Source organism: Hymenobacter elongatus, from assembly GCF_004745955.1.
GTDB classification, from domain to species: domain Bacteria; phylum Bacteroidota; class Bacteroidia; order Cytophagales; family Hymenobacteraceae; genus Hymenobacter; species Hymenobacter elongatus.
In genome coordinates this window covers 36,049-54,940 of record NZ_SRLD01000013.1, presented here as the reverse complement: position 1 = coordinate 54,940, position 18,892 = coordinate 36,049, and the positions used below count along the sequence as shown (strand labels likewise).

The following is an 18,892-nucleotide window of genomic DNA, read 5'->3' as shown; positions in this document are numbered from 1 at the left end:
GATGGACTGAGAAACGGTGCCACGCAGCTACGCCACAGGTCGCGGCAGGGAGAAAGCGTATGGAATAAGCAGATAGGTCTTGTAAATAAGTTTGTCGTGTAATTTGGTTTATAAAATAAAGTAGTCTATGTTTGTGTCGTTCAATCACTCATCCACCACCTCAATCGTCAGGATCATGCAAACGCCCGCCACGCTTTCGTCCGCTTCGCTGCCCGCTGCCACTCGTCCGCTGGCCATCACGCCGCAAGAGTTAGCTACTAACGCTACCGACTATCTGCTGTGGGGAACGGCGGTGGGCGCGGCGGCCGTAGCACAGGCAGCCGCACCCGACCTGCGGGGCCTGTCTTTTTCCGTGGCTATAGCGGGAGCTGGCCTGCTGGCGTTTGCCTTTCATTTCTATCGGGGTTGGAACCAAGGCGTGCGTTCAGGTCAGGGCGAGGCGTTGCGGCTGTTGCGGCTGGCTACCTGGGTGCTGCTGGCCGTGCTGCCGGCGTTGGTTCCGCAGCTGGGCTGGGCCACTGTGCTACCGCTCATGCTGTTCGCGCTGGGCATCCGCACGTTCGTGGCCGGGGGCATATTGCAGCGCCGGGTGCTCATTTTTGGGGGTGCCGCCGCTTGGGTTTTCGGCTCTTTGGCGCTGCGTTTTCCCGCACCCGTCGATCAAATGATACTACTGACGGCTGCCGCTGCCGCGGCACTGCTGCTGCCCGGGGCCACTCTGCGCACGGCTGCCCGCGCTTAGCTACAGGTATTTCTGCACTCAATCTGTTGTCAGCCATGAACGCTTCGCAACGACTTCCAGTGGTCTCGCAGCCGCAACTGGCCCTGGTAGCTCCTGGCTCCGGCTCCGTCGATTCAGCACGCCAGCGTCTGAGAGGCCGGCTGTTGCTGACGGCAGCTCGTGTGCGCCAAGCCCTGTTGCTGCCCCAAACGATGCTGGCGCTATGGGCCCGGAGCCGGCAGGCACCACCGACAGCCAGCATCGTGCCACTGCCTGCTGCTCCCCGCCAGGCGCGGCCTAAGCCGGGGCCAACCGGAGAAATGCGCTGCAACCCCTTTTTCGATCCGCTTTCCTTCTCTTCTTTGTAACCACACACTTGCCTCTTCTCCCAATGCATATGGAAACTTCCGATAAACCACTTTCAGCGCCCGACAGCCTGCGCCTGATTCAGGAAATGATTCAGTCGGCCAAGCAGGATCTGAGCGACAATTCGTTTGACTTTCTGCTGTGGGGCTGGCTGGTGCTGGCGGCGTCTTTGGCTCACTACGGCCTGCTGCAAATTGGCTACGACAAGCCCTGGATGGGCTGGCCGGTACTCATGGGCCTGGGCTCGGTGGTAGCCTTCATACACGGGGCGCGCCGGGGCCGCCGCGAGCAGGTGCGCACGGCCCAGGGCGACTTTATGGTCTATCTGTGGTCTGGGTTTGGGGTGCTGATGCTGATGCTCATCGGGGTCGGCGCAGTCCACGGCTGGGACAAGGCGTATCCGCTCATCATCGGGCTCTACGGTCTGGGCACGTTTGCTACGGGTGGGGCGCTGCGGTTCCGGCCGCTGATCTGGGGCGGGGCGGCATGCTGGCTGTTGGCCACGGTAGCGTTTCGGGTCGCCTTCGATACCCAATTGCTACTGATAGCTACCGCCGTGCTGGTGGCGTACATTATCCCCGGGCATCTGCTCAAAAATCAATACTACCGTGGCCGCGCCGTTTGAAGAACTCGACCCGCTGCTGCACTCGCAGCTGCGGCTGGCGGTGATGTCGTTGCTGCTGGGGGTGCGCGAGGCCGAGTTTACGTTTCTGAAGGAGAAAACCGGAGCCACCGCCGGCAATCTGAGCGTGCAGCTGGGCAAGCTTAAAGACGCTGGCTACCTGAGCATGACGCGCGAAATGAACGGCAGCTATCCGCTCACCCGCTGCGCCATTACCCCGCAGGGCGTCACGGCCTTCGACGCCTACGTGCAGGCCCTGCAGCGCTATCTGAAACCGCCTGAGTCTGCCTGAAATGGTACAAAAAAAAGCCTCCCCGGTATCGGAGAGGCTTTTTTATTGGTCTCAGCTGATCTTAGCTAGCAGCCTGAAAACGGCGGTTCACTTCGTCCCAGTTGATCAGGTTGTAGAACGCCGCTATATAGTCGGGGCGGCGGTTCTGGTACTTGAGGTAGTAGGAATGCTCCCACACGTCGAGGCCCAATACGGGTGTGCCTTTGCAACCGGTGTCGGGCATCAGTGGGTTGTCCTGGTTCGGAGTCGAGCAGATCTGAACCGAGCCATCGGCCTGCTTGCACAGCCACGCCCAGCCCGAGCCGAAGCGCGTGGTGGCGGCTTTGGTGAATTCTTCCTTGAACTTCTCGTAGCTGCCGAAAGCCTGGGTAATGGCTTCTCCCACGGCTCCGGTAGGCTCGCCGCCACCGGTAGGGCTCAGAATAGTCCAGAACAGGGAGTGGTTCCAGTGACCACCGCCGTTGTTGCGCACGGGAGCCGGCGCGCTGGCAATGTTTTGCAGAATTTCTTCCAGCGGCTTACCCTCCAGCGGGGTGCCGGCCACGGCGTTGTTCAGGTTGGTAACGTAGGCTTGGTGATGCTTGGTATGGTGGATTTCCATCGTCTGCGCGTCGAAATGAGGCTCCAGCGCGTCGTGGCTATAAGGAAGTTGGGGCAGTTCGAAAGTCATAAGCCGTGAAGGTTGAGTTGGATGATGAGAAGGAAAGGGACGAGGTAGTAACTACAATGCCCCCGCCAGGGTTGTGGCGGGTAAGCTCAGCAGGAACCAAAAGTAGGTTATTTACGCCGTTGCGCGAAGAACTGCCGCATCAGCTCAGCCGACTCGTCGGCCAGAATGCCCGTTGCCAGCTCAGTGCGGGGGTGCAACAGGTTGCCGTGCCGCCGGAAGCCACGCTTCTCCTCGGCTGCGCCGTATACCACGCGCTTCACCTGCGCCCAGAAACTGGCCCCGGCGCACATCACGCAGGGCTCCACCGTTACATACAGCGTGCAGTCGGCCAGGTACTTATTGCCCACGTAGTTGGCCGCCGCCGTTAGGGCCAGCATTTCGGCGTGGGCCGTCACGTCGCGCAGCTTCTCCGTCTGGTTGTAGGCGCGGGCAATAATCTGCTTGTCCATCACCACCACGGCCCCAATCGGAATTTCCTCCTCCTGCAAGGCATAGCGCGCCTGCTTCAGCGCCTCGCGCATGTACTGCTCGTCGGAATACAGGGAAAGGGTCATAAACTGAGATGGTGAGATAGTGAGTTTAATGTGTCATTGCGAGGGAGAATGACGAGGCAATCCGTCCTCTGCGAAGGTTTCCCCATCCTTTTACCAGAAAGCCCTTATTCGTATGCAACGATTAAGGGCTTTTCACAGAAGAGTGCTTTCTACATTTCAGAGGACGGATTGCTTCGCGTTGCTCGCAATGACAAACGGCCATCTTCCTACTTCACCGTAATGCTCTGCATCAGGGCCTGGGCCGTGGGGCGCCACTGGGCCTGCTCGTCGGCGGGGCAGTTGAAGGTGAACACCAGCAGCTGGTCGCCCTGAATGGCATACTGCACAAACTGGTAGCGACGAATCGGCGTCAGATTGCTGCCGCGCTTGTTGTCGGCCACCGACGAAACGAACTCCAGGGCCACGAAGTCGCGCTTGTTGACGGTGCGAATATCCTCCGACAGAAATTCCACCTTGGAATACATATTCTGAATGCTGGCCTTATAAATCTTCAGCAGTAGCGCGTAGTCCCGGTCCGAAAACGTGGTCGGCTTCTGGGCGACGCTCAAATCGACGCGGCCGCTGGGGTTGGTGAAAACGGCCAGTGGCTTGCGGGGCGCGGGATATTTTACCGCAATGCCCTCGTCGGGCAGGGCCGTGAAGCCGGCCGGCACCCCAATGGTGATGCCTTTGCCAACGGAAGTTTTGGTCAGCTTGGGGCCGCCAAAGGCGGTGAGCAGCACCACTGCCAGCAGCAGGGCCGCCAGACGGCCGGAAAAGGGGAATGTTTTCATAAGCGAGCGGCAAGGTAGCCGGGCCACCGCGAAGGAGCGCGGCGCGGCAGGAAAGTAGTGGATGAAACGCGCCAGCCGGGAGGGCCTGTTCCGGAAAGCCGGCCGAAATAAAACGCCCCCGAAATCAGAACGATTCCGGAGGCGAACTAAGGCCTTATAGCGGTTCTAGCGACGTTTTCTCGACACAGGGGCCGAAGGATACTTGATGCGCACCTTCTTCCAGTACACGTAGTTGCCGGTTTTGGCTTCTATCATGTAGGTACCGGCCGGAATGCGGCCCAGATCCACGGGCTGACCGGTGTTGTTGTTCGGGTCCAGCGCGGTGGTGTACACGGGCTTGTTCTTGTAGTCGGTCATCACCAGCGTGCCGGGCTTGGTGAACTGCTGGGTGAAGCTGAGCATGATGGTATTGCCGCCCGAGGCGGGGAATACGTCGATGCCCGACAGCGTCTCTACCCGCTTGATGGGGCCGTTCAGGGTCACGGGCTCGGCGTCGGCTTCCGTCTTGGTTTTAACCGTGGTGCCCGACTCCGTTTTGGACTTGGTTTTGATCTTGGTCGGCGACGTCTGGGCCTGGGCGGTGGAAAAAGCCAACAGGGCGGCAGCGGCGAAAAGAACGGTACGTTTCATATTCAGGAGGAGGGGAGAAAGCAGGTAAGCAGTATCGGGGAGGCGCATTGCAGAATCCGGGCCAAAATTATTGCGGTCCGCAAGCCGCCGGTCTGGGGTACGAAGGTAGTACGGCTGGCGTTAGCCCGGCGCCCAAACAAAAAGCCCGGCCGTGGCGGGCCGGGCTTCAGAACGAGGATAATATACGCGCTACGCCTTCTTCTCCTCGGGCGCTTTGAGGTTGTCGTCGGGGTTGCGGTCGATGAGCTTGTTATACGGGTCGATGCCGACGCGCTCCGGCTTCCGGGGCACAGTAAATTCGAGGCGGTGGTGGCCGGGGCGCAGGCGGCGCTTCTGCATTAAAAGGGGCACGTCCTGCCAGCTGCCGTTTATTTTTTTACGGCCCATCACGCCCACCTCAATCAGCGAGCGGGACCGGGTATCGGCGGTTTCATTGCCCAGCGAGTCGGCGTAGAGCTTCTTGGTGTCGATGGTGAACTGCACGCGGTACTGGCCGTTGGGCAGCTTGCGGTACTCCGCCGAGTCCACCTTATTCTCATACAGCGTGATGCGCTCAAACAGGTCCGTCACCAGGGACTGGAGCGAATCCGGGGTGTGCCGGCGCAGGGCCGTTAGGAATTCCACCGAGTTGGTAAACGGGGCGCGCTGGTAGGCCACTTTGTCGTGGTACTCTTTGATGGCGTCATTTACGACCTGCTCGCCCAGGTAGTCCTGCAGGGCGTACATCACCAGCGAGCCTTTGCGGTAGTGGATATAGGGCTGGTTTTCGACCAGATAGAGCGGCACTTCCTTTTTACGCTCCATGGCGCGGCCGGTCAGGTAGGAGTTCAGCTCGAAGCGCAGGAAACGCTTCATTTTCTGCTCGCCATACAGGTGCTTCATCACCATCAGGGCCCCGTACTGGCTCAGGGTTTCCGACATGAGCGTGCCACCCTGCACGTTGCCGCTCACAATCTGGTGGCCAAACCACTGGTGGGCCACCTCGTGGGCCGTCACGTAGAGCGGGTAGTCGATATCCTCGGGGTCGGTGGAGTCGACGTGGGCCACGAAGCCGATGCTTTCCGAGAAGGGAATCGTGTTGGGGAAGCTCTGGGCAAAGCTACTGTAGCCCGGAAACTCCAGGATGCGGACCTGCCGGTGCTGGTAGGGGCCAAAGTGGGTGGTGTAGTAGTCCAGAGACTTTTTTACGCCCGTGGCCATGTGCTTGAGGTTGTACTCGTGGCCCGGCTGGTAGTAGATTTCAATCGGTACGTCTTTCCACTTATCCTTATACACGGCGTAGCGGGCCGAGAGGAAGGAGTAGAAGTTCAGAATGGGCGCGTCCATTTTGTAGTGGAAATAGCGGCGGCCCCCCGTGGTCCACTCCTTTTGCAGGTAGCCCGGCGCCACGGCCACCTGATCGGGCGTGGTGCTCACCGTGGCTTCAAAGCGAATCCAGTCCCCGTCGTTGCTGACGTAGGGCTTCATCCGCGCCACCGGGTCGCCGACGGCAGCCATGCGGGGCCGGGGCCGCAGGCCCTGCTCTTTGCGCACATCATCATCGACCAGCTCCAAGCCTTCCTGGTAGCCGATGTGCGGCAGCGCGGAGCTGTTGACAAACGTGCCATTATAGACCGTGCTGGTATTCGAGCCGCTGTTGAGAAAGCCCGGGTTGGTGTAGGTCAAATCGAAGTGGAGCTGCACCGAGTCGCCGGGCTGCAAGGGCTGGGCCAGGCGCACGATGCGGAAATACAGGTCGCCGAGCTGGTCGTGGAGCACTTCCTGGCTGGGGCGGCCCAGCTGCAGCTGCGTCACCCGGGCCTGGGCATCGCCGACGAGCTGCACCGAGTCGATGGGCCGGGCGCTGCCATTGAGCAGCCAGTAGGAGCCGTGAAACCGGATGTCGCGCTGTTCGGGAAATATATCCACGGCCACGTTCACGGCCACCACGCGCGGCTGGTACCGGCGGGCGTAGGGCTTGTAGGTTTTCTCGTAGCGGGCCCGCAGCTCGTCCTGCCGGGCCGTGGAGCGGTACTGGTTCAGCACGTTGGTGTTGTAGAAAATATAGGCTCCCAGGCCCGCGAAAACCACCAAGGCCACGCCCGCCACCACCCGCAGGGCCGGCGAAAAGCTATAGCGCAGCTGCTGCCAGCGCCACGAAAAGCGGGTTTCGGTGCCCCGGGGCCACAGCAGGCTACTGGCAATGGCCAGCATCACGGCAAAGGCCGCCCAGTAGAACTTGAAGGTGAAATAGGGCAGCACGAAGTGGCCGTAGCCGTTCATGGCCGAGTACTGCACGCCGGGGTCGGAGTTGAAGCTGTACAGGTTATGCTCCAGGCCCAGCTGATCCTTGAAAATGCTGAACACATAGTACAGAATCATGATGGCGTGGCCCATGAACTTGTTGTTCACCAGCACCTGCACCAGCATGGCCAGCACGCAGAGCAGCAGCATACTGATGAGCTGAAAGCCGAACAGCTCCTTCACGTACAGGCCCAGCTCGTAGCGGAAGTAGCCCATACCGGTTTGCAGCAGCACCCCGCAGAGCATCACCAGGGCCAGCAGCAGCACCTGGATGAGCATGAGCGCGCCGAGCTTGGCCACGAAGGGCACCCAGCTCGGCATGGGCATGGCGTCGTAGATCTGGTGAATGTTGGCATCCCGCTCCCGCCACACCAGCTCGCCCGAGTAGAAAATGATGATGATGAGCTGAAACAGGCTAAAGGCGCCCATCAGCAGCTTCACCACCACGGGCGTTACGGGGTAGGTGTTGGTACCATATATCTTACCTACCTGCAGGCCCGCAATCAGCAGGAACAGCAGCCCCGCGCCCAGAATACCGATAAAGTAGACGCTGCGAACGGTGCTGAAAAACTCCAGCCGCCCCAGCCGCCCGGCCTGCGCCCAGGCCAGCCCCGGCGTAAAGCGCGGCGTGACGACGGGCAGCTTCAGGGTCGTGGGCCGGTCCGTTTCGGCGTCAGCGGCGGCTTTGCGGCGGGAGCCCGAGTCGGCTTTATTGGCGAAGGAAAACCGGAAAAAGCTGTAACACGCCGCCAGCGTCAGCGCGGCTACCGCGCCCCAGAGCAAGCGGTTTTGTACCATATAGCTGCTCCAGGGTAGCAGCTGGGAGTTGCGCTCGGCCACGGTCCAGTAGCGCTGGGTCAGGTTGATGGCGCCGGCACCCAGCGGGTCGAGCAGGTTCTTTACCGTATCGTTGTCGAAGTTCTGCTTGATACCGTCGCTGACAACATAGAGTACCAGAAACAGCACGCCGCCCAGGTAGATAGCCAGCGCCGAGCGGGAAAGCGTAGCGGCGGTAAAGAAGATGGCCCCGGTCAGAAACAGGTTGGGAATAACGATAAGCAGGTAGGGCTGCAGATACGTGGCCAGGTGGTTGGGGCCCAGTTTATCGGGCAGCATCGTGGGCCAGTAGGTGGCCAGCCACAAGCCCAGCGCCCCGCCCAGAAAGACCCCGACCGTGACGACAAACGAGCCCAGGAACCGCCCGCCCAGGTAGCCCAATTTGCTGATGGGCGTGGTGTAGTACAGCGAATGGGTGCGGTGCTCAAAGTCGCGGTACACCGGCGTGCCCATCATGGATGAGGTGATAAAGCTGCCGAACAAGCTCAGCACCATTAGAATGGCGGTAATCTGGAAGGGCGAGTTGGCCAGCACCCGGCCGCCCCCGCCTCCTATGCTGACGCGCACCCCAAACACTCCCCCCACGGCCAGCATCAGCAGAAAGGCTATGGCGGCCAGCAAGGCAAAGTAGATGTAGGTAGCCGGTCGTTTCAGCCGGTAGCGAATTTCAAACAGGAAGATTTCGAGGAACATGGTCCGTTGGTTTCTAAGTCAGGTACAGCTTGCGCCGATGGTGGCGGAAAGGGACGTCATGCTCCATCTGGCGTCCGCTTGTCGAAGCATCTCTACCGCCAAAGTGATTTGATTACTACTGCGGTAGAGATGCTTCGGCTTCGCTCAGCATGACGTTCTGGTTTACCCCTTTGCCACCTCCACGGCCACTTGCTCGGCGGCGTGAATGCGGGCGAAGTACACGTCTTCCAGCGTGGGCTCCACCGGTTCGAAGCCGTGGGCGGGCTGAGCCAGACTATGCACGTGGATGATGGTCTGGCCCGCAAACAGGCGGGAGGAAATCACCGCGAACTGCTGCTGGTAGCTGGCCAGCTCGGCTTTCGGCACGCTGCGCCGCCAGATCTGCCCGCGCATTTCCTCAATGGCTACCAGCGGGTCGCCGGTATACAGCACCCGGCCCTTGTTGATGATGGCAAACTGTCGGCACAAATCCGACACGTCGCTCACGATGTGGGTGCTCAGAATCACGATGCGGTCCTCACCGATTTCGGCCAGCAGGTTGTGGAAGCGGTTGCGCTCAGTAGGGTCGAGGCCGGCCGTGGGCTCATCCACGATGATGAGCTTGGGGTTGCCCAGCAACGCCTGGGCAATACCGAAACGCTGCTTCATGCCGCCCGAGTAGCCGCCCAGGTTCTTGTTGCGCGCCTCCCAGAGGTTGGTCTGGTGCAGCAGCGCATCCACTACCTGCCGCCGCTCCCCTTTGTTGCTGACGCCCTTGAGCACCGCGAAGTGCTCCAGCAGCTCGTTGGCCGTTACCTTGGGGTACACGCCAAACTCCTGGGGCAGATAGCCCAATACCTGCCGTACCTGCTCGGGCTGCTCCAGCACGTTGAGGTCGCCGAGCCGAATGGTGCCCGCATCGGCTTCCTGCAAGGTGGAAATCGTGCGCATCAGCGACGATTTACCGGCCCCGTTGGGACCCAGCAGGCCAAACATGCCCGGCGCGATGCGCAGCGAAACGTTGTTGAGGGCCTGGGTGCCGTTGGGGTACGTTTTGGAGAGGTTGTCGATAACCAGTTCCATAGTCTGCAAGGATATGGGGTGGAAAGTAGGGAGTGGAGAGGTAGACACCGGAAGCAAGTCAACGGTTGTCCGGGGTTGCTGGTAGATATATAGAAATATGTATTCTGCCTGAATTTTAACTACTTGGGTGCATTGTAGTATCGTCATGCAGAGCAAAGTGAAGCATCTGGCATGCTGCTGTTGTTGGGCACAGACCGTCATGCTGAGCTTGTCGAAGCATCTCTACCGCCAAACTAAATCTAGGTACTGTTGCGGTAGAGGTGCTTCGACTTCGCGGACGCCAGATAGAGCATGATCCGAAATTTTCTCAGCTTCCAGCTTAGACTAATTAGGGCCGCAACCGGCAAATTCCGCCACATTGCCCGCCGCTTATGGCGCACGCGCCCATGAATCCTATCTTTGCGCCGAGCGGCCCCGCGCTTCTTTCATCTGACTACCCTTCGATTATGCTCCGAACCCATACCTGCGGCGAACTTCGCCCCGAACACGTTGGTCACACCGTTACGCTTTGCGGCTGGGTGCAGCGCACCCGCGACAAAGGCGGTATTCTCTGGCTGGACCTGCGCGACCGGTATGGCCTGACCCAGCTGGCCCTGGAGGAAGGTGTGGAGAGTGAAGAAACCCGCGCCCAGGCCCGCGAAATGGGCCGCGAATACGTTATCAGCGTGACGGGCACGGTGGCCGAGCGCCACTCCAAAAACGACAAGATGCCCACCGGTGGCATCGAAATTCGGGTAGCCAGCCTCACGGTGCTGAACCCGGCCAAGCTGCCGCCCTTTCTTATCGAGGACGAAACCGACGGCGGCGACGACCTGCGGATGAAGTACCGCTACCTCGACCTGCGCCGCAACCCGGTGCGCAATAACCTGATGCTGCGCCACCGTGTGGCCCAGGCCACGCGCCGCTTCCTGGATGGCCAGCAGTTTATCGAAGTCGAAACGCCGGTGCTCATCAAAAGCACGCCCGAAGGTGCCCGCGACTTCGTGGTGCCGTCGCGCATGAACCCCGGCGAATTCTATGCCTTGCCCCAGTCGCCCCAGACCTTCAAGCAGCTGCTGATGGTGTCGGGCTTCGACCGCTACTTCCAGATCGTGAAGTGCTTCCGCGACGAAGACCTGCGGGCCGACCGCCAGCCCGAGTTCACCCAGATCGACTGCGAAATGGCATTCGTGACGCAGGAAGATATTCTGAACACCTTCGAAAAGCTGGTGCAGTACCTGTTTAAGGAAGTGAAGGGCCTGGAAATCGGGGAGCTGCCCCGCATGACCTACGCCGATGCCATGCGCTTTTACGGCAACGACAAGCCCGACACGCGCTTCGAAATGAAGTTCGTGGAGCTCAACGACGTGGTGAAAGGCCAGGGCTTCCCGGTGTTCGACGCGGCCGGCCTCGTGGTGGGCATCAACGCCCAGAACTCGGCCATGTACACCCGCAAGCAGCTCGACGAGCTCACCGATTTCGTGAAGCGGCCCCAGGTGGGCGCTACCGGCCTGGTGTACGCCCGCGTGGAAGGCGACGGCAGCGTGAAGTCGTCGGTGGATAAATTCTATTCCCAGGACGAGCTGCAGAAGTGGAAAGTCGCCTTCAACGCCAACCCTGGCGACCTGCTGCTGGTGCTGGCCGGTGAGCCTGGTAAAACCCGCAAGGCTCTGAGCGAGCTGCGCCTGGAAATGGGCCACCGCATGGGCCTGCGCGACAAGGACACGTTCTCGCCGCTGTGGGTCGTCGATTTTCCCCTGCTCGAATACATCGAGGAAGAAGGCCGCTACTTCGCCATGCACCATCCCTTCACCTCGCCCAAACCCGAGGATATGGCCCTGCTCGACAACCCCGCCACTATCGGCGAGGTGCGGGCCAATGCCTACGATATGGTTATCAACGGCGTGGAAGTGGGCGGCGGCTCCATCCGCATCCACGACCGGGCCGTGCAGGCCCGCATGTTCAGCCTGCTGGGCTTCTCGGATGAAGAAGCCAAAGCGCAGTTCGGCTTCCTGCTCGACGCCTTCGAGTACGGCGCGCCGCCCCACGGCGGCATTGCCTTCGGCTTCGACCGGCTCTGCAGCCTCTTCGGCGGCGCCGACTCGATTCGTGACTTCATTGCCTTCCCCAAGAACAACTCCGGCCGTGACGTGATGATTGACTCGCCTTCGCCCATTTCCGGCGCTCAGCTCAAGGAATTGAGCATTGCTACGGCGGTGGTGGAGAAAAAGTAGCCTGCCTGTACCGCGAAGTTCCACTTCGCGAGGCATTGAACGACGACGTTGTCAGGTATATTCAACGTCAACGTTCAATGCCTCGCGAAGTGGAACTTCGCGTTACAACCAGTGCCACGCTATAGTGAATCATGAATCCTTATGAGTATCGCCGCAATCTGCCCCACATATTGCCGCCCGGCGAAACGGTCTTCGTTACCTTCCGGCTGGCCGGCTCGTTACCGGAGGCTGTGCTGGAACAGCTGCGGGAAGAGTACCACGGCGAAGCGGCCACGGAGGAAGCCTCCTACGTGCGGCAAAAGCGGTATTTCGGCAAGTTCGACGCGCTGCTGGATGGCTCGGCGCACGGCCCGACGTGGCTGCAGCTGCCCGCCATTGAGCAGCTGGTCGCCGATGCCCTGCATTTCTTCGATGGGCGGGCCTATTCGCTGATTTGCTACTGTGTGATGCCCAACCATGTGCACCTGGTAGCCACGCTACTGGAGGCCGGTGTGCCCATGCTACGGGCGCTGCAATCGGTGAAAGCCCACACGGCCCGCGAGGCCAATCGACTGCTGAAGCGCACCGGGCAGTTCTGGCACCGGGAAAGCTACGACCATGTGGTGCGCTACGCGGCCGAAATGCGCAACATCATTGCCTACACGTTAGAAAACCCGGTGCGTGCTGGCGTGGCGGATACATGGCAGCAGTGGCCTCTTTCGTATTGGGCCGGTTGAGGAAGCATAGCGCAGCGGCACCTGAAGGATCAGGTGCCGCTTTTGGTCGCTGTACTAGGCTGTGTGGATAGTAGCGCTGTGGGAGGTATTTTACCTTTCTGGAACGTCATATCGAGCGGCGCGAGACATGACGTTCTTTTTACTGAAGGTGTTTAGAAAGTTGTTTTCCGGTCATGTTGAGCTTGTCGAAACATCTCCACCACTTCGTAGGAGCCGTTCAAAGAAGCGATAGAGATACTTCGGCTGCGCGGACGCCAGGTGAAGCATGCCGTTCTACTTGTTTTCAGTGACTTTCTAAACAGCTTCATTGGCTGTCCACACACTCTAGCATAGGAGCAACCCTTGGTCAGCTCTAAACAATTTTGGGGTAAACAATTTCAAATTGTTTACCCCAAAATTGTTTAGAGCTTCGGGCGCGTGAAAAGTCATTCAGCTAAACTAAAGCCCTTCCACCTTCTTGCTGGTAGAACCGGCTTGGGTGAAAGCTGGAAATTCATAGGTTGCAGTCCAGTATCAGCTTAGGATTCCCACAGTAGCGTGGTGTACTGCTTAGCAGCTTGGCTTCCTGTATGACTTATCCGTTTCTGGCATGGCTGCGCATTGGTTTCCTGAGCTTCCTGCTGAGCTGGGCGAGCCATGCCGTAACGGCCCAAACTACTTCCGCCCTCATGTTCCGCACGCTCACAGCGGCGCAGGGCTTGTCCGAAAACAGCGTCTACAGCATCTTACAGGACAAGCGGGGCTTCCTGTGGCTGGGCACGCAGGATGGGCTGAGTCGTTATGACGGCGTCGAGTTTCGGGTGTTCCGCAACGACCCCCAGCGCGCGGCCAGCCTGAGCAGCAATTTCATTCTGTCGTTGGCCGAAGATCAGCAGGGCCACGTGTGGGTGGGCACGGGCGGGGGCGGACTGTGCCGCTACAACCCGGTGACGGGGCGTTTTCGCACGTTTGAGTACGCGCCCGACCTCAGTACCGGCTTAGCCGATAACTTCGTGCGGGTCGTGTTCTGCGACCGAAACGGGCAGATCTGGGCGGGTACGGAAGGCGGCCTGCACCGCTTCGCCCCCACGACGAACAACTTCCGCCGCTTCACGCACCCTGACACGCCCCTGGAAAACCTGCGGCGCAATTCCGTCCGGACCATCGCCCAAAGCACTACTGGTACGCTGTGGGTCGGCACGGGCGAGGGCCGGGTCAGTGCGCTGAATACTAGCACCGGACAGCTTGAGCCCGATGCCCGCTGGCAGGCTGCCAGTGCCATTACTGCCCTGCAACCAGACCAAAAAGGCGGCCTCTGGGTGGGCACCGAAACCGATGGGCTCTGGTATCTGCCCGCTACGGGCCGGCCCCAGGCCGTGGGTCGGCGGCCAGGCGAAATGGGCGAAGCCATTCGGGCCCTGTTCCTGGACCGGCAACAAGTAGTATGGGCCGGGACGAACAAAGGGCTGGTGCGCCATGAGCCGGCTACCGGGTCGTTTCAGGTATACCAATACCGGGTCGGCAGCGCATCCACTTTGCCCGACAATGTGGTGCTATCAGTGTTTCAGGACCGCTCGGGCCTGCTGTGGGCGGGTACCGAGGGCGGCATTAGCAGCTTCGAGGCCCGGCCCAGCACTTTTGCCACCTACCCCGGGCTGGATGGCCCCGTGTGGGCGGTGTGCGAAGACGCGGCCGGCCGCACCTGGGTGGGCACGGAAAGCAAGGGACTGCGCTGCTACGACCCGGCCACAGGCCAGCAGCGGCAGTTCCGCCACGACCCCAACGACCCCGGCAGCCTGAGCGAAGATTTCGTGCGGGCCGTGTGTGTGGATCGGCGTGGTCGTTTGTGGGTGGGCACCCAAAGTCAGGGCCTCGACTGCCTGGAGCCGGGAGCCACGCGCTTCGTGCACTACCGCCACGACCCGGCCGTGAAGGGCAGCCTGAGCGAAGATTATGTCCGGACGGTGTACGAAGACCCGCAGGGCAGTCTGTGGGTGGGCACCGAGGGCGGGCTCAACCGCTACGAGCCCGGGCAGCAGCAGTTTACGGTATTTCGCAATATTCCCCACGATTCAACCAGCCTCAGCAACAACTTCGTGCGGGTAGTGCTTCAGGACCGCGCCGGTATGGTGTGGGTGGGCACCGGCGGCGGCGGCTTGTGCCAGTATAACCCCAAAACGGGCCGTTTTCGGGCCTTTCGCTCCGACGACCACGACCCACGCAGCCTGAGCAGCAACTTTGTGCGCTCTATTCTGGAAGACCGCGCTGGTCAGCTCTGGATTGGCACGGAGGGCGGCGGCCTGTGCCGTCTCGATGACCGCACACGAGGCACGTTCACTACGTTCCGGGAGCCCCAGGGCCTGCCCAACGATGTGGTGTATGGGGTGCTGGAAGATGCTACGGCCCATCTATGGCTGTCGACCAACAAGGGGCTGGCCCGCTTCACCCCGGCCAGCAGGCAGTTTTTTACCTTCGACACGCGCGACGGGCTTCCCTTCGATGAGTTCAACGCCGGCGGCTACCATCACGGCCAGCGCGGGCAGCTCTATTTTGGCGGCGTCAATGGGCTGGTGCGCTTCACGCCGGCGACCGTGCGCACCAATACCACGCCGCCACCGGTGGTCCTGACGGGATTTCGCAAGTTTAATCAGCTCGTCGATCTGGATACCAGCATCACCGTGCGGCGCAGCATCGAGCTGGCCCCGAGCGACTATTTCTTTTCCCTGGAATTCGCGGCTCTCAACTTTCGCCAGCCCGAAAAGAACCGCTATGCCTACATGCTCGAGAATTTCGACCCCGATTGGGTGCAGGCGGGCTCCAAGCGCGAGGCCACCTACACCAACCTCGACCCCGGCATCTACACGTTTCGGGTGCGAGCCACCAACAACGACGGCATCTGGAACCCCCGCGGCACGGCCCTTACCATCATCGTGCAGCCGCCCTGGTACGGCACCTGGTGGTTCCGGATTCTGATCAGCTGGGTGGTGTTTGGCCTGCTGTTTCTGGGGTACCGGCTGCGGGTACGGCAGTTGCTGGCTCTGGAGCGCGTGCGCCACAATATCGCCCGTGATTTGCACGACGATATGGGCTCTACGCTCAGCAGCATCTCTATTCTGAGCCAGATTGCCCGCACCCACCAGCACCACCACCGCACCGAGCAAGCCACCGTGCTGCTCGACCAGATTGGGGACAGCTCGCGCCGCATGCTCGATGCCATGGACGATATCGTCTGGACCATCAACCCAGCCCACGATTCGATGGAGGACGTGGTGGCCCGCATGCGTGGTTTCGCTTCCGATGTGCTCGAAGCCCGTGGCATCGACTTCACCTTCCGCGCCGATCCGTCGGTGGCAGGTCTGCGGCTGGATATGCGGGCCCGTCGGGAGTTTTTTCTGCTCTTCAAGGAAGCCATAAATAACCTGGCCAAATATGCCCAGTGCCGCCAGGCCGCCATCCGGCTGACCTATGAGCACCACCGGCTGCTGCTCAGCGTGCAGGACGATGGCGTGGGCTTCGACGCCGACGCTCCGGCCCAGGGCGGCGGCAACGGCCTGACCAACATGCGCAACCGCGCCACCGCCATGAGCGGCACCCTGACTATCCGCACGGCCCCCGGGCAGGGCACCGACCTCCAGCTGAGCGTGCCGCTTAAATAGTTGATTAGAGCCTGTTTGTTTTGACAGTGTACTTGGGAATTGCTAAAAACACCAAGTTCGTCATGCTGAGCGAAGCCGAAGCATCTCTACCGCAGTGGTAAACATTTGGCAATGCACCGGAGCGGGAGAGGTGCTTCGACTGCGCGGACGTCGGAGCAGGCAGGACAATTCTGCCAATGCACCCGTAGCAATGGCGAGTAAGCCGCCGGGTAGTCACATTATCATGTGGGCGCAACTATGCTCCGCCGTGCACTACCTTCACAGAGTTGAACATTCTCCCTGTTAGTGTCTGATGGAAACTCCCACCCGCGTTCTGATCTACGAAGATAACTCTGACCTGCGGGCCAGCCTCAGCCAGCTACTTGCCGGCACTCAGGGGCTGGAGCTGGTGGGCGCGCTGGGCAACTGCATGCAGGCCACCACCGATATTGCCCGCCTCACTCCCGACGTTATTCTGATGGATATCGATATGCCCGGCATCACGGGTATTGAGGGCCTGCGGCGGATCAAGAAAGTGGCACCCCAGGTGAATGTGGTCATGCTCACGGTGTTTGAGGACAATGACCGGGTATTTGAGGCCATCTGCGCCGGGGCCGATGGCTACCTGCTCAAGAAAACGCCGCCCGCGAAGCTGCTCGATGCCATCAGCGAAGTGCGTCTGGGCGGGGCTCCCATGACGCCCGCCATTGCCCGGCAGGTGCTGCGTCTGTTTCCGCGCTCCAAGCCCATGGTCACGGTGCCCGATGAGTCGCCGGCCAACCTGAGCGCCCGGGAACAGGAAATATTAGGGCTGCTGGTAGAGGGCTACAGCTACAAGATGATTGCCGCCGACCGGGGCATCAGCATCGATACCGTGCGCTCCCACATCAAGAAAATATACGAAAAGCTGCACGTGCGTTCCATGACCGAGGCCGTAAGCAAGGCCCTGCGCCAGGGCCTGACCTAAGCTGGATGAAGGCCCGCTCACATGTTCATGTGATTGATTCGCAGGCCAGAAAATCGCAACTTTAATCTGACCAATGACCTCGACAAATCCGCTGGGCGGAGGGCAAGCGGAGCCACTGGATACTGTTTCCAAACCGTCTGTTGTCATGCCAAAACCACGCCACCAAGTGCTGATTGTGATGCTGGGCCTGTGGCTCATTGGGCGTCCTGCCCTAGCCTGAAGCCGGCTGGCGTATCTCCACGCGCTACCGCAACCGATATTCATCGCCCGATTTCCGGTCCACACACCACCGGAGGTTGGGCGGTGTAGTTTCGGGTCGGCCCGAAAGCAGAACGCGGCATCGCACCCGGCCGCGCGGGGCCGGGTTGTTCGCATTGCCTCGCCCGCCCGCTGCTGCTGGCCACTTGGAGTGGGGCGTGGTAAGGAGTAGTCGGTAGCTGGATGCAGAAAAAGGCAACCATCATGCGCAGCTGAGCAGTTGAAAAGCCTATCTTCGGTACTCAGTCTGCTCCCTGCTGCTTATGAATGCCCTGCGTCACGTCGAATTAACCCGCGTTTTTATCGTTGATATCGAAACCGTACCGGGCCAGAAATGCCACGCCGATCTGCCGCCCGAACACCAGGCACTCTGGAACACATTCTGCGGCAAGCGGCACCACAAGGAAGTAGCCGAGGGCCAGACGCATGACGCGCTGTTTGCCAATGCCGGGCTCTACGCCGAGTTTGGCAAAATTGTGTGCATCTCCGTTGGCTATTTTCGCCTGCTGCCCGACGAAACGCTGGAGTTTCGGGTGAAGTCGTTTGCCGATGATGACGAGTGCGAAGTGCTGCGCGGGTTCGCCGGGCTGCTGGGCGAGCGGGCCCCCTTCGGAACCAAGCTGCCGGGCTCTACCACCCAGCGCGAAAAAGGTTATTTCCTGTGTGCCCACAACGGGCGCGAGTTTGATTATGGCTACCTGGGCCGGCGGATGCTGATCTGTGGCATTCCGCTGCCGCCGATGCTCAACATTGCCACCTACAAGCCCTGGGACCTGCCGCATCTGCTCGATACGATGGATATGTGGAAGTTCGGCGACAACAAAGGCTTCATTTCCCTGGCGCTGTTGGCGGGACTTTTCGGCATTCCATCACCCAAAAACGACATCAACGGCTCTCAGGTCGGGCAGGTGTACTGGGAAGATCAGGATCTGGGCCGCATCGTGACCTACTGCCAGAAAGACGTAGAAACTACTGCCCGCGTCCTGCTGCATTTTAGCGGACAGAAAGATCTGTGGCCCACGGTGCAGGTAACGTACACCCCGTGGCCGGCAGTCGGCGTGATGCGCTCAGTGTAGGCGTGGCCCAAAACAAGCATTTGGGGAGGTGTTTTTCCTTTCTAGAACGTCCTGTCGAGCAACGCGAGATATCTCGCACTGCTCGACAGGACGTTCTTTTTACTTGCTGGCTACATCGTCTAGTTCAATACTCCAGATCAGCGCCAACTGCTGCTTGTCAGGTACGACTCGTCGCTTCCTCCACGCGACAGAAGCTACGATGCACGGCTTCTCTAGCTTCATCTACGAGCGTGTTGGGAATGCTCAAAAGTTGATTCTGTCCTGCTTGATCTGACGTTCCCGCAGTCGAAGCATCTCTTCCGCAGCAGTAGTCTGATTACTGTTGCACGCAAGATTCCTCGACTTCGCTCGGAATGACACAAAAATCAGAATAATAAGCCCCGAACCCACTCTATCTCTGCCTTTTGGTTGCACAGCCAGCTTCCTGCTTAGGAGCTGGCTGTGCTGTTTTGGAGGCTATGGGGCGCCCAATAAGCAGCACTAGTAGGGCTAAGCCGGAATTTTGTGAGGTCTTTGATTATACTTATTCAAATAAAAATTAGTAT

Annotated in this window: 15 protein-coding genes; 9 read left to right on the top strand and 6 right to left on the bottom strand. The window is 60.1% G+C overall.

The window, feature by feature from the left end; genetic code table 11:
* Positions 1 to 175 precede the first annotated feature (175 nt).
* The 4 genes from E5J99_RS08375 to E5J99_RS08360 are packed head-to-tail and all read left to right on the top strand — an operon-like array spanning position 176 to position 2,001.
* Positions 176 to 742 (top strand): hypothetical protein, encoded by a 567-nt coding sequence (locus E5J99_RS08375; RefSeq protein WP_135497269.1) that lies wholly within the window; start codon positions 176 to 178, stop codon positions 740 to 742.
* 35 nt (positions 743 to 777) lie between these two features.
* Complete coding sequence (locus tag E5J99_RS08370) at positions 778 to 1,089, top strand: hypothetical protein (protein ID WP_135497268.1); 312 nt, start codon at positions 778 to 780, stop codon at positions 1,087 to 1,089.
* A 29-nt stretch (positions 1,090 to 1,118) separates the two neighbouring features.
* Positions 1,119 to 1,712 (top strand): hypothetical protein, encoded by a 594-nt coding sequence (locus E5J99_RS08365; protein ID WP_135497267.1) that lies wholly within the window; start codon positions 1,119 to 1,121, stop codon positions 1,710 to 1,712.
* Complete coding sequence (locus E5J99_RS08360; RefSeq protein ID WP_245318812.1) at positions 1,696 to 2,001, top strand: winged helix-turn-helix domain-containing protein; 306 nt, start codon at positions 1,696 to 1,698, stop codon at positions 1,999 to 2,001. The genes E5J99_RS08365 and E5J99_RS08360 overlap by 17 nt, the downstream gene beginning before the upstream one ends.
* 61 nt (positions 2,002 to 2,062) lie before the next feature.
* Here the strand turns inward: E5J99_RS08360 and E5J99_RS08355 are convergent, their stop codons facing one another.
* The 6 genes from E5J99_RS08355 to E5J99_RS08330 form a co-directional block, all read right to left on the bottom strand.
* Complete coding sequence (locus tag E5J99_RS08355; protein WP_135497266.1) at positions 2,063 to 2,671, bottom strand: superoxide dismutase; 609 nt, start codon at positions 2,669 to 2,671, stop codon at positions 2,063 to 2,065.
* A gap of 107 nt (positions 2,672 to 2,778) precedes the next feature.
* Positions 2,779 to 3,225, bottom strand: a complete 447-nt coding sequence (locus E5J99_RS08350; protein ID WP_135497265.1) for a nucleoside deaminase — start codon at positions 3,223 to 3,225, stop codon at positions 2,779 to 2,781.
* Between the two features lie 206 nt (positions 3,226 to 3,431).
* The gene (locus E5J99_RS08345) at positions 3,432 to 3,998 is read right to left on the bottom strand and encodes a DcrB/PsbP domain-containing protein (protein ID WP_135497264.1); all 567 of its coding nucleotides are present in this window, start codon (positions 3,996 to 3,998) and stop codon (positions 3,432 to 3,434) included.
* A 165-nt stretch (positions 3,999 to 4,163) separates the two neighbouring features.
* Positions 4,164 to 4,628, bottom strand: coding sequence for a hypothetical protein (locus E5J99_RS08340; protein WP_135497263.1), 465 nt, complete (start codon positions 4,626 to 4,628; stop codon positions 4,164 to 4,166).
* Between the two features lie 189 nt (positions 4,629 to 4,817).
* Complete coding sequence (locus E5J99_RS08335; protein ID WP_135497262.1) at positions 4,818 to 8,441, bottom strand: ABC transporter permease/M1 family aminopeptidase; 3,624 nt, start codon at positions 8,439 to 8,441, stop codon at positions 4,818 to 4,820.
* 162 nt (positions 8,442 to 8,603) lie between these two features.
* Positions 8,604 to 9,503: an ABC transporter ATP-binding protein gene (locus E5J99_RS08330; RefSeq protein ID WP_135497261.1), complete on the bottom strand. Its 900-nt coding sequence runs from the start codon at positions 9,501 to 9,503 to the stop codon at positions 8,604 to 8,606.
* 446 nt (positions 9,504 to 9,949) lie between these two features.
* Between E5J99_RS08330 and aspS the strand changes: the two genes are divergently transcribed.
* From aspS to E5J99_RS08305, 5 genes are all read left to right on the top strand, one after another.
* Positions 9,950 to 11,716 carry an aspartate--tRNA ligase gene (gene aspS / locus E5J99_RS08325; protein ID WP_135497260.1) on the top strand — a complete coding sequence of 589 codons (1,767 nt, stop codon included), beginning with the start codon at positions 9,950 to 9,952 and terminating at the stop codon, positions 11,714 to 11,716.
* Positions 11,717 to 11,847: 131 nt separating this feature from the next.
* Positions 11,848 to 12,432: a transposase gene (locus tag E5J99_RS08320; protein ID WP_135497259.1), complete on the top strand. Its 585-nt coding sequence runs from the start codon at positions 11,848 to 11,850 to the stop codon at positions 12,430 to 12,432.
* A gap of 569 nt (positions 12,433 to 13,001) precedes the next feature.
* Complete coding sequence (locus tag E5J99_RS08315) at positions 13,002 to 16,067, top strand: sensor histidine kinase (RefSeq protein WP_135497258.1); 3,066 nt, start codon at positions 13,002 to 13,004, stop codon at positions 16,065 to 16,067.
* Positions 16,068 to 16,359: 292 nt separating this feature from the next.
* Positions 16,360 to 17,013 carry a response regulator gene (locus E5J99_RS08310; RefSeq protein WP_135497257.1) on the top strand — a complete coding sequence of 218 codons (654 nt, stop codon included), beginning with the start codon at positions 16,360 to 16,362 and terminating at the stop codon, positions 17,011 to 17,013.
* A gap of 521 nt (positions 17,014 to 17,534) precedes the next feature.
* Positions 17,535 to 18,347 carry a ribonuclease H-like domain-containing protein gene (locus E5J99_RS08305; RefSeq protein WP_135497256.1) on the top strand — a complete coding sequence of 271 codons (813 nt, stop codon included), beginning with the start codon at positions 17,535 to 17,537 and terminating at the stop codon, positions 18,345 to 18,347.
* The last annotated feature ends 545 nt before the right edge of the window (positions 18,348 to 18,892 follow it).

What these genes read in the sequence shown, in the direction of transcription:
- E5J99_RS08370 (WP_135497268.1), top strand. Translation starts at nt 778, where the DNA reads ATGAACGCTTCGCAACGACTTCCAGTGGTCTCGCAGCCGCAACTGGCC.
- E5J99_RS08335 (WP_135497262.1), bottom strand. Translation starts at nt 8,441, where the DNA reads ATGTTCCTCGAAATCTTCCTGTTTGAAATTCGCTACCGGCTGAAACGA.
- aspS (WP_135497260.1), top strand. Translation starts at nt 9,950, where the DNA reads ATGCTCCGAACCCATACCTGCGGCGAACTTCGCCCCGAACACGTTGGT.
- E5J99_RS08330 (WP_135497261.1), bottom strand. Translation starts at nt 9,503, where the DNA reads ATGGAACTGGTTATCGACAACCTCTCCAAAACGTACCCCAACGGCACC.
- E5J99_RS08350 (WP_135497265.1), bottom strand. Translation starts at nt 3,225, where the DNA reads ATGACCCTTTCCCTGTATTCCGACGAGCAGTACATGCGCGAGGCGCTG.
- E5J99_RS08365 (WP_135497267.1), top strand. Translation starts at nt 1,119, where the DNA reads ATGGAAACTTCCGATAAACCACTTTCAGCGCCCGACAGCCTGCGCCTG.
- E5J99_RS08320 (WP_135497259.1), top strand. Translation starts at nt 11,848, where the DNA reads ATGAATCCTTATGAGTATCGCCGCAATCTGCCCCACATATTGCCGCCC.
- E5J99_RS08305 (WP_135497256.1), top strand. Translation starts at nt 17,535, where the DNA reads ATGAATGCCCTGCGTCACGTCGAATTAACCCGCGTTTTTATCGTTGAT.
- E5J99_RS08340 (WP_135497263.1), bottom strand. Translation starts at nt 4,628, where the DNA reads ATGAAACGTACCGTTCTTTTCGCCGCTGCCGCCCTGTTGGCTTTTTCC.
- E5J99_RS08375 (WP_135497269.1), top strand. Translation starts at nt 176, where the DNA reads ATGCAAACGCCCGCCACGCTTTCGTCCGCTTCGCTGCCCGCTGCCACT.
- E5J99_RS08345 (WP_135497264.1), bottom strand. Translation starts at nt 3,998, where the DNA reads ATGAAAACATTCCCCTTTTCCGGCCGTCTGGCGGCCCTGCTGCTGGCA.
- E5J99_RS08310 (WP_135497257.1), top strand. Translation starts at nt 16,360, where the DNA reads ATGGAAACTCCCACCCGCGTTCTGATCTACGAAGATAACTCTGACCTG.
- E5J99_RS08315 (WP_135497258.1), top strand. Translation starts at nt 13,002, where the DNA reads ATGACTTATCCGTTTCTGGCATGGCTGCGCATTGGTTTCCTGAGCTTC.
- E5J99_RS08355 (WP_135497266.1), bottom strand. Translation starts at nt 2,671, where the DNA reads ATGACTTTCGAACTGCCCCAACTTCCTTATAGCCACGACGCGCTGGAG.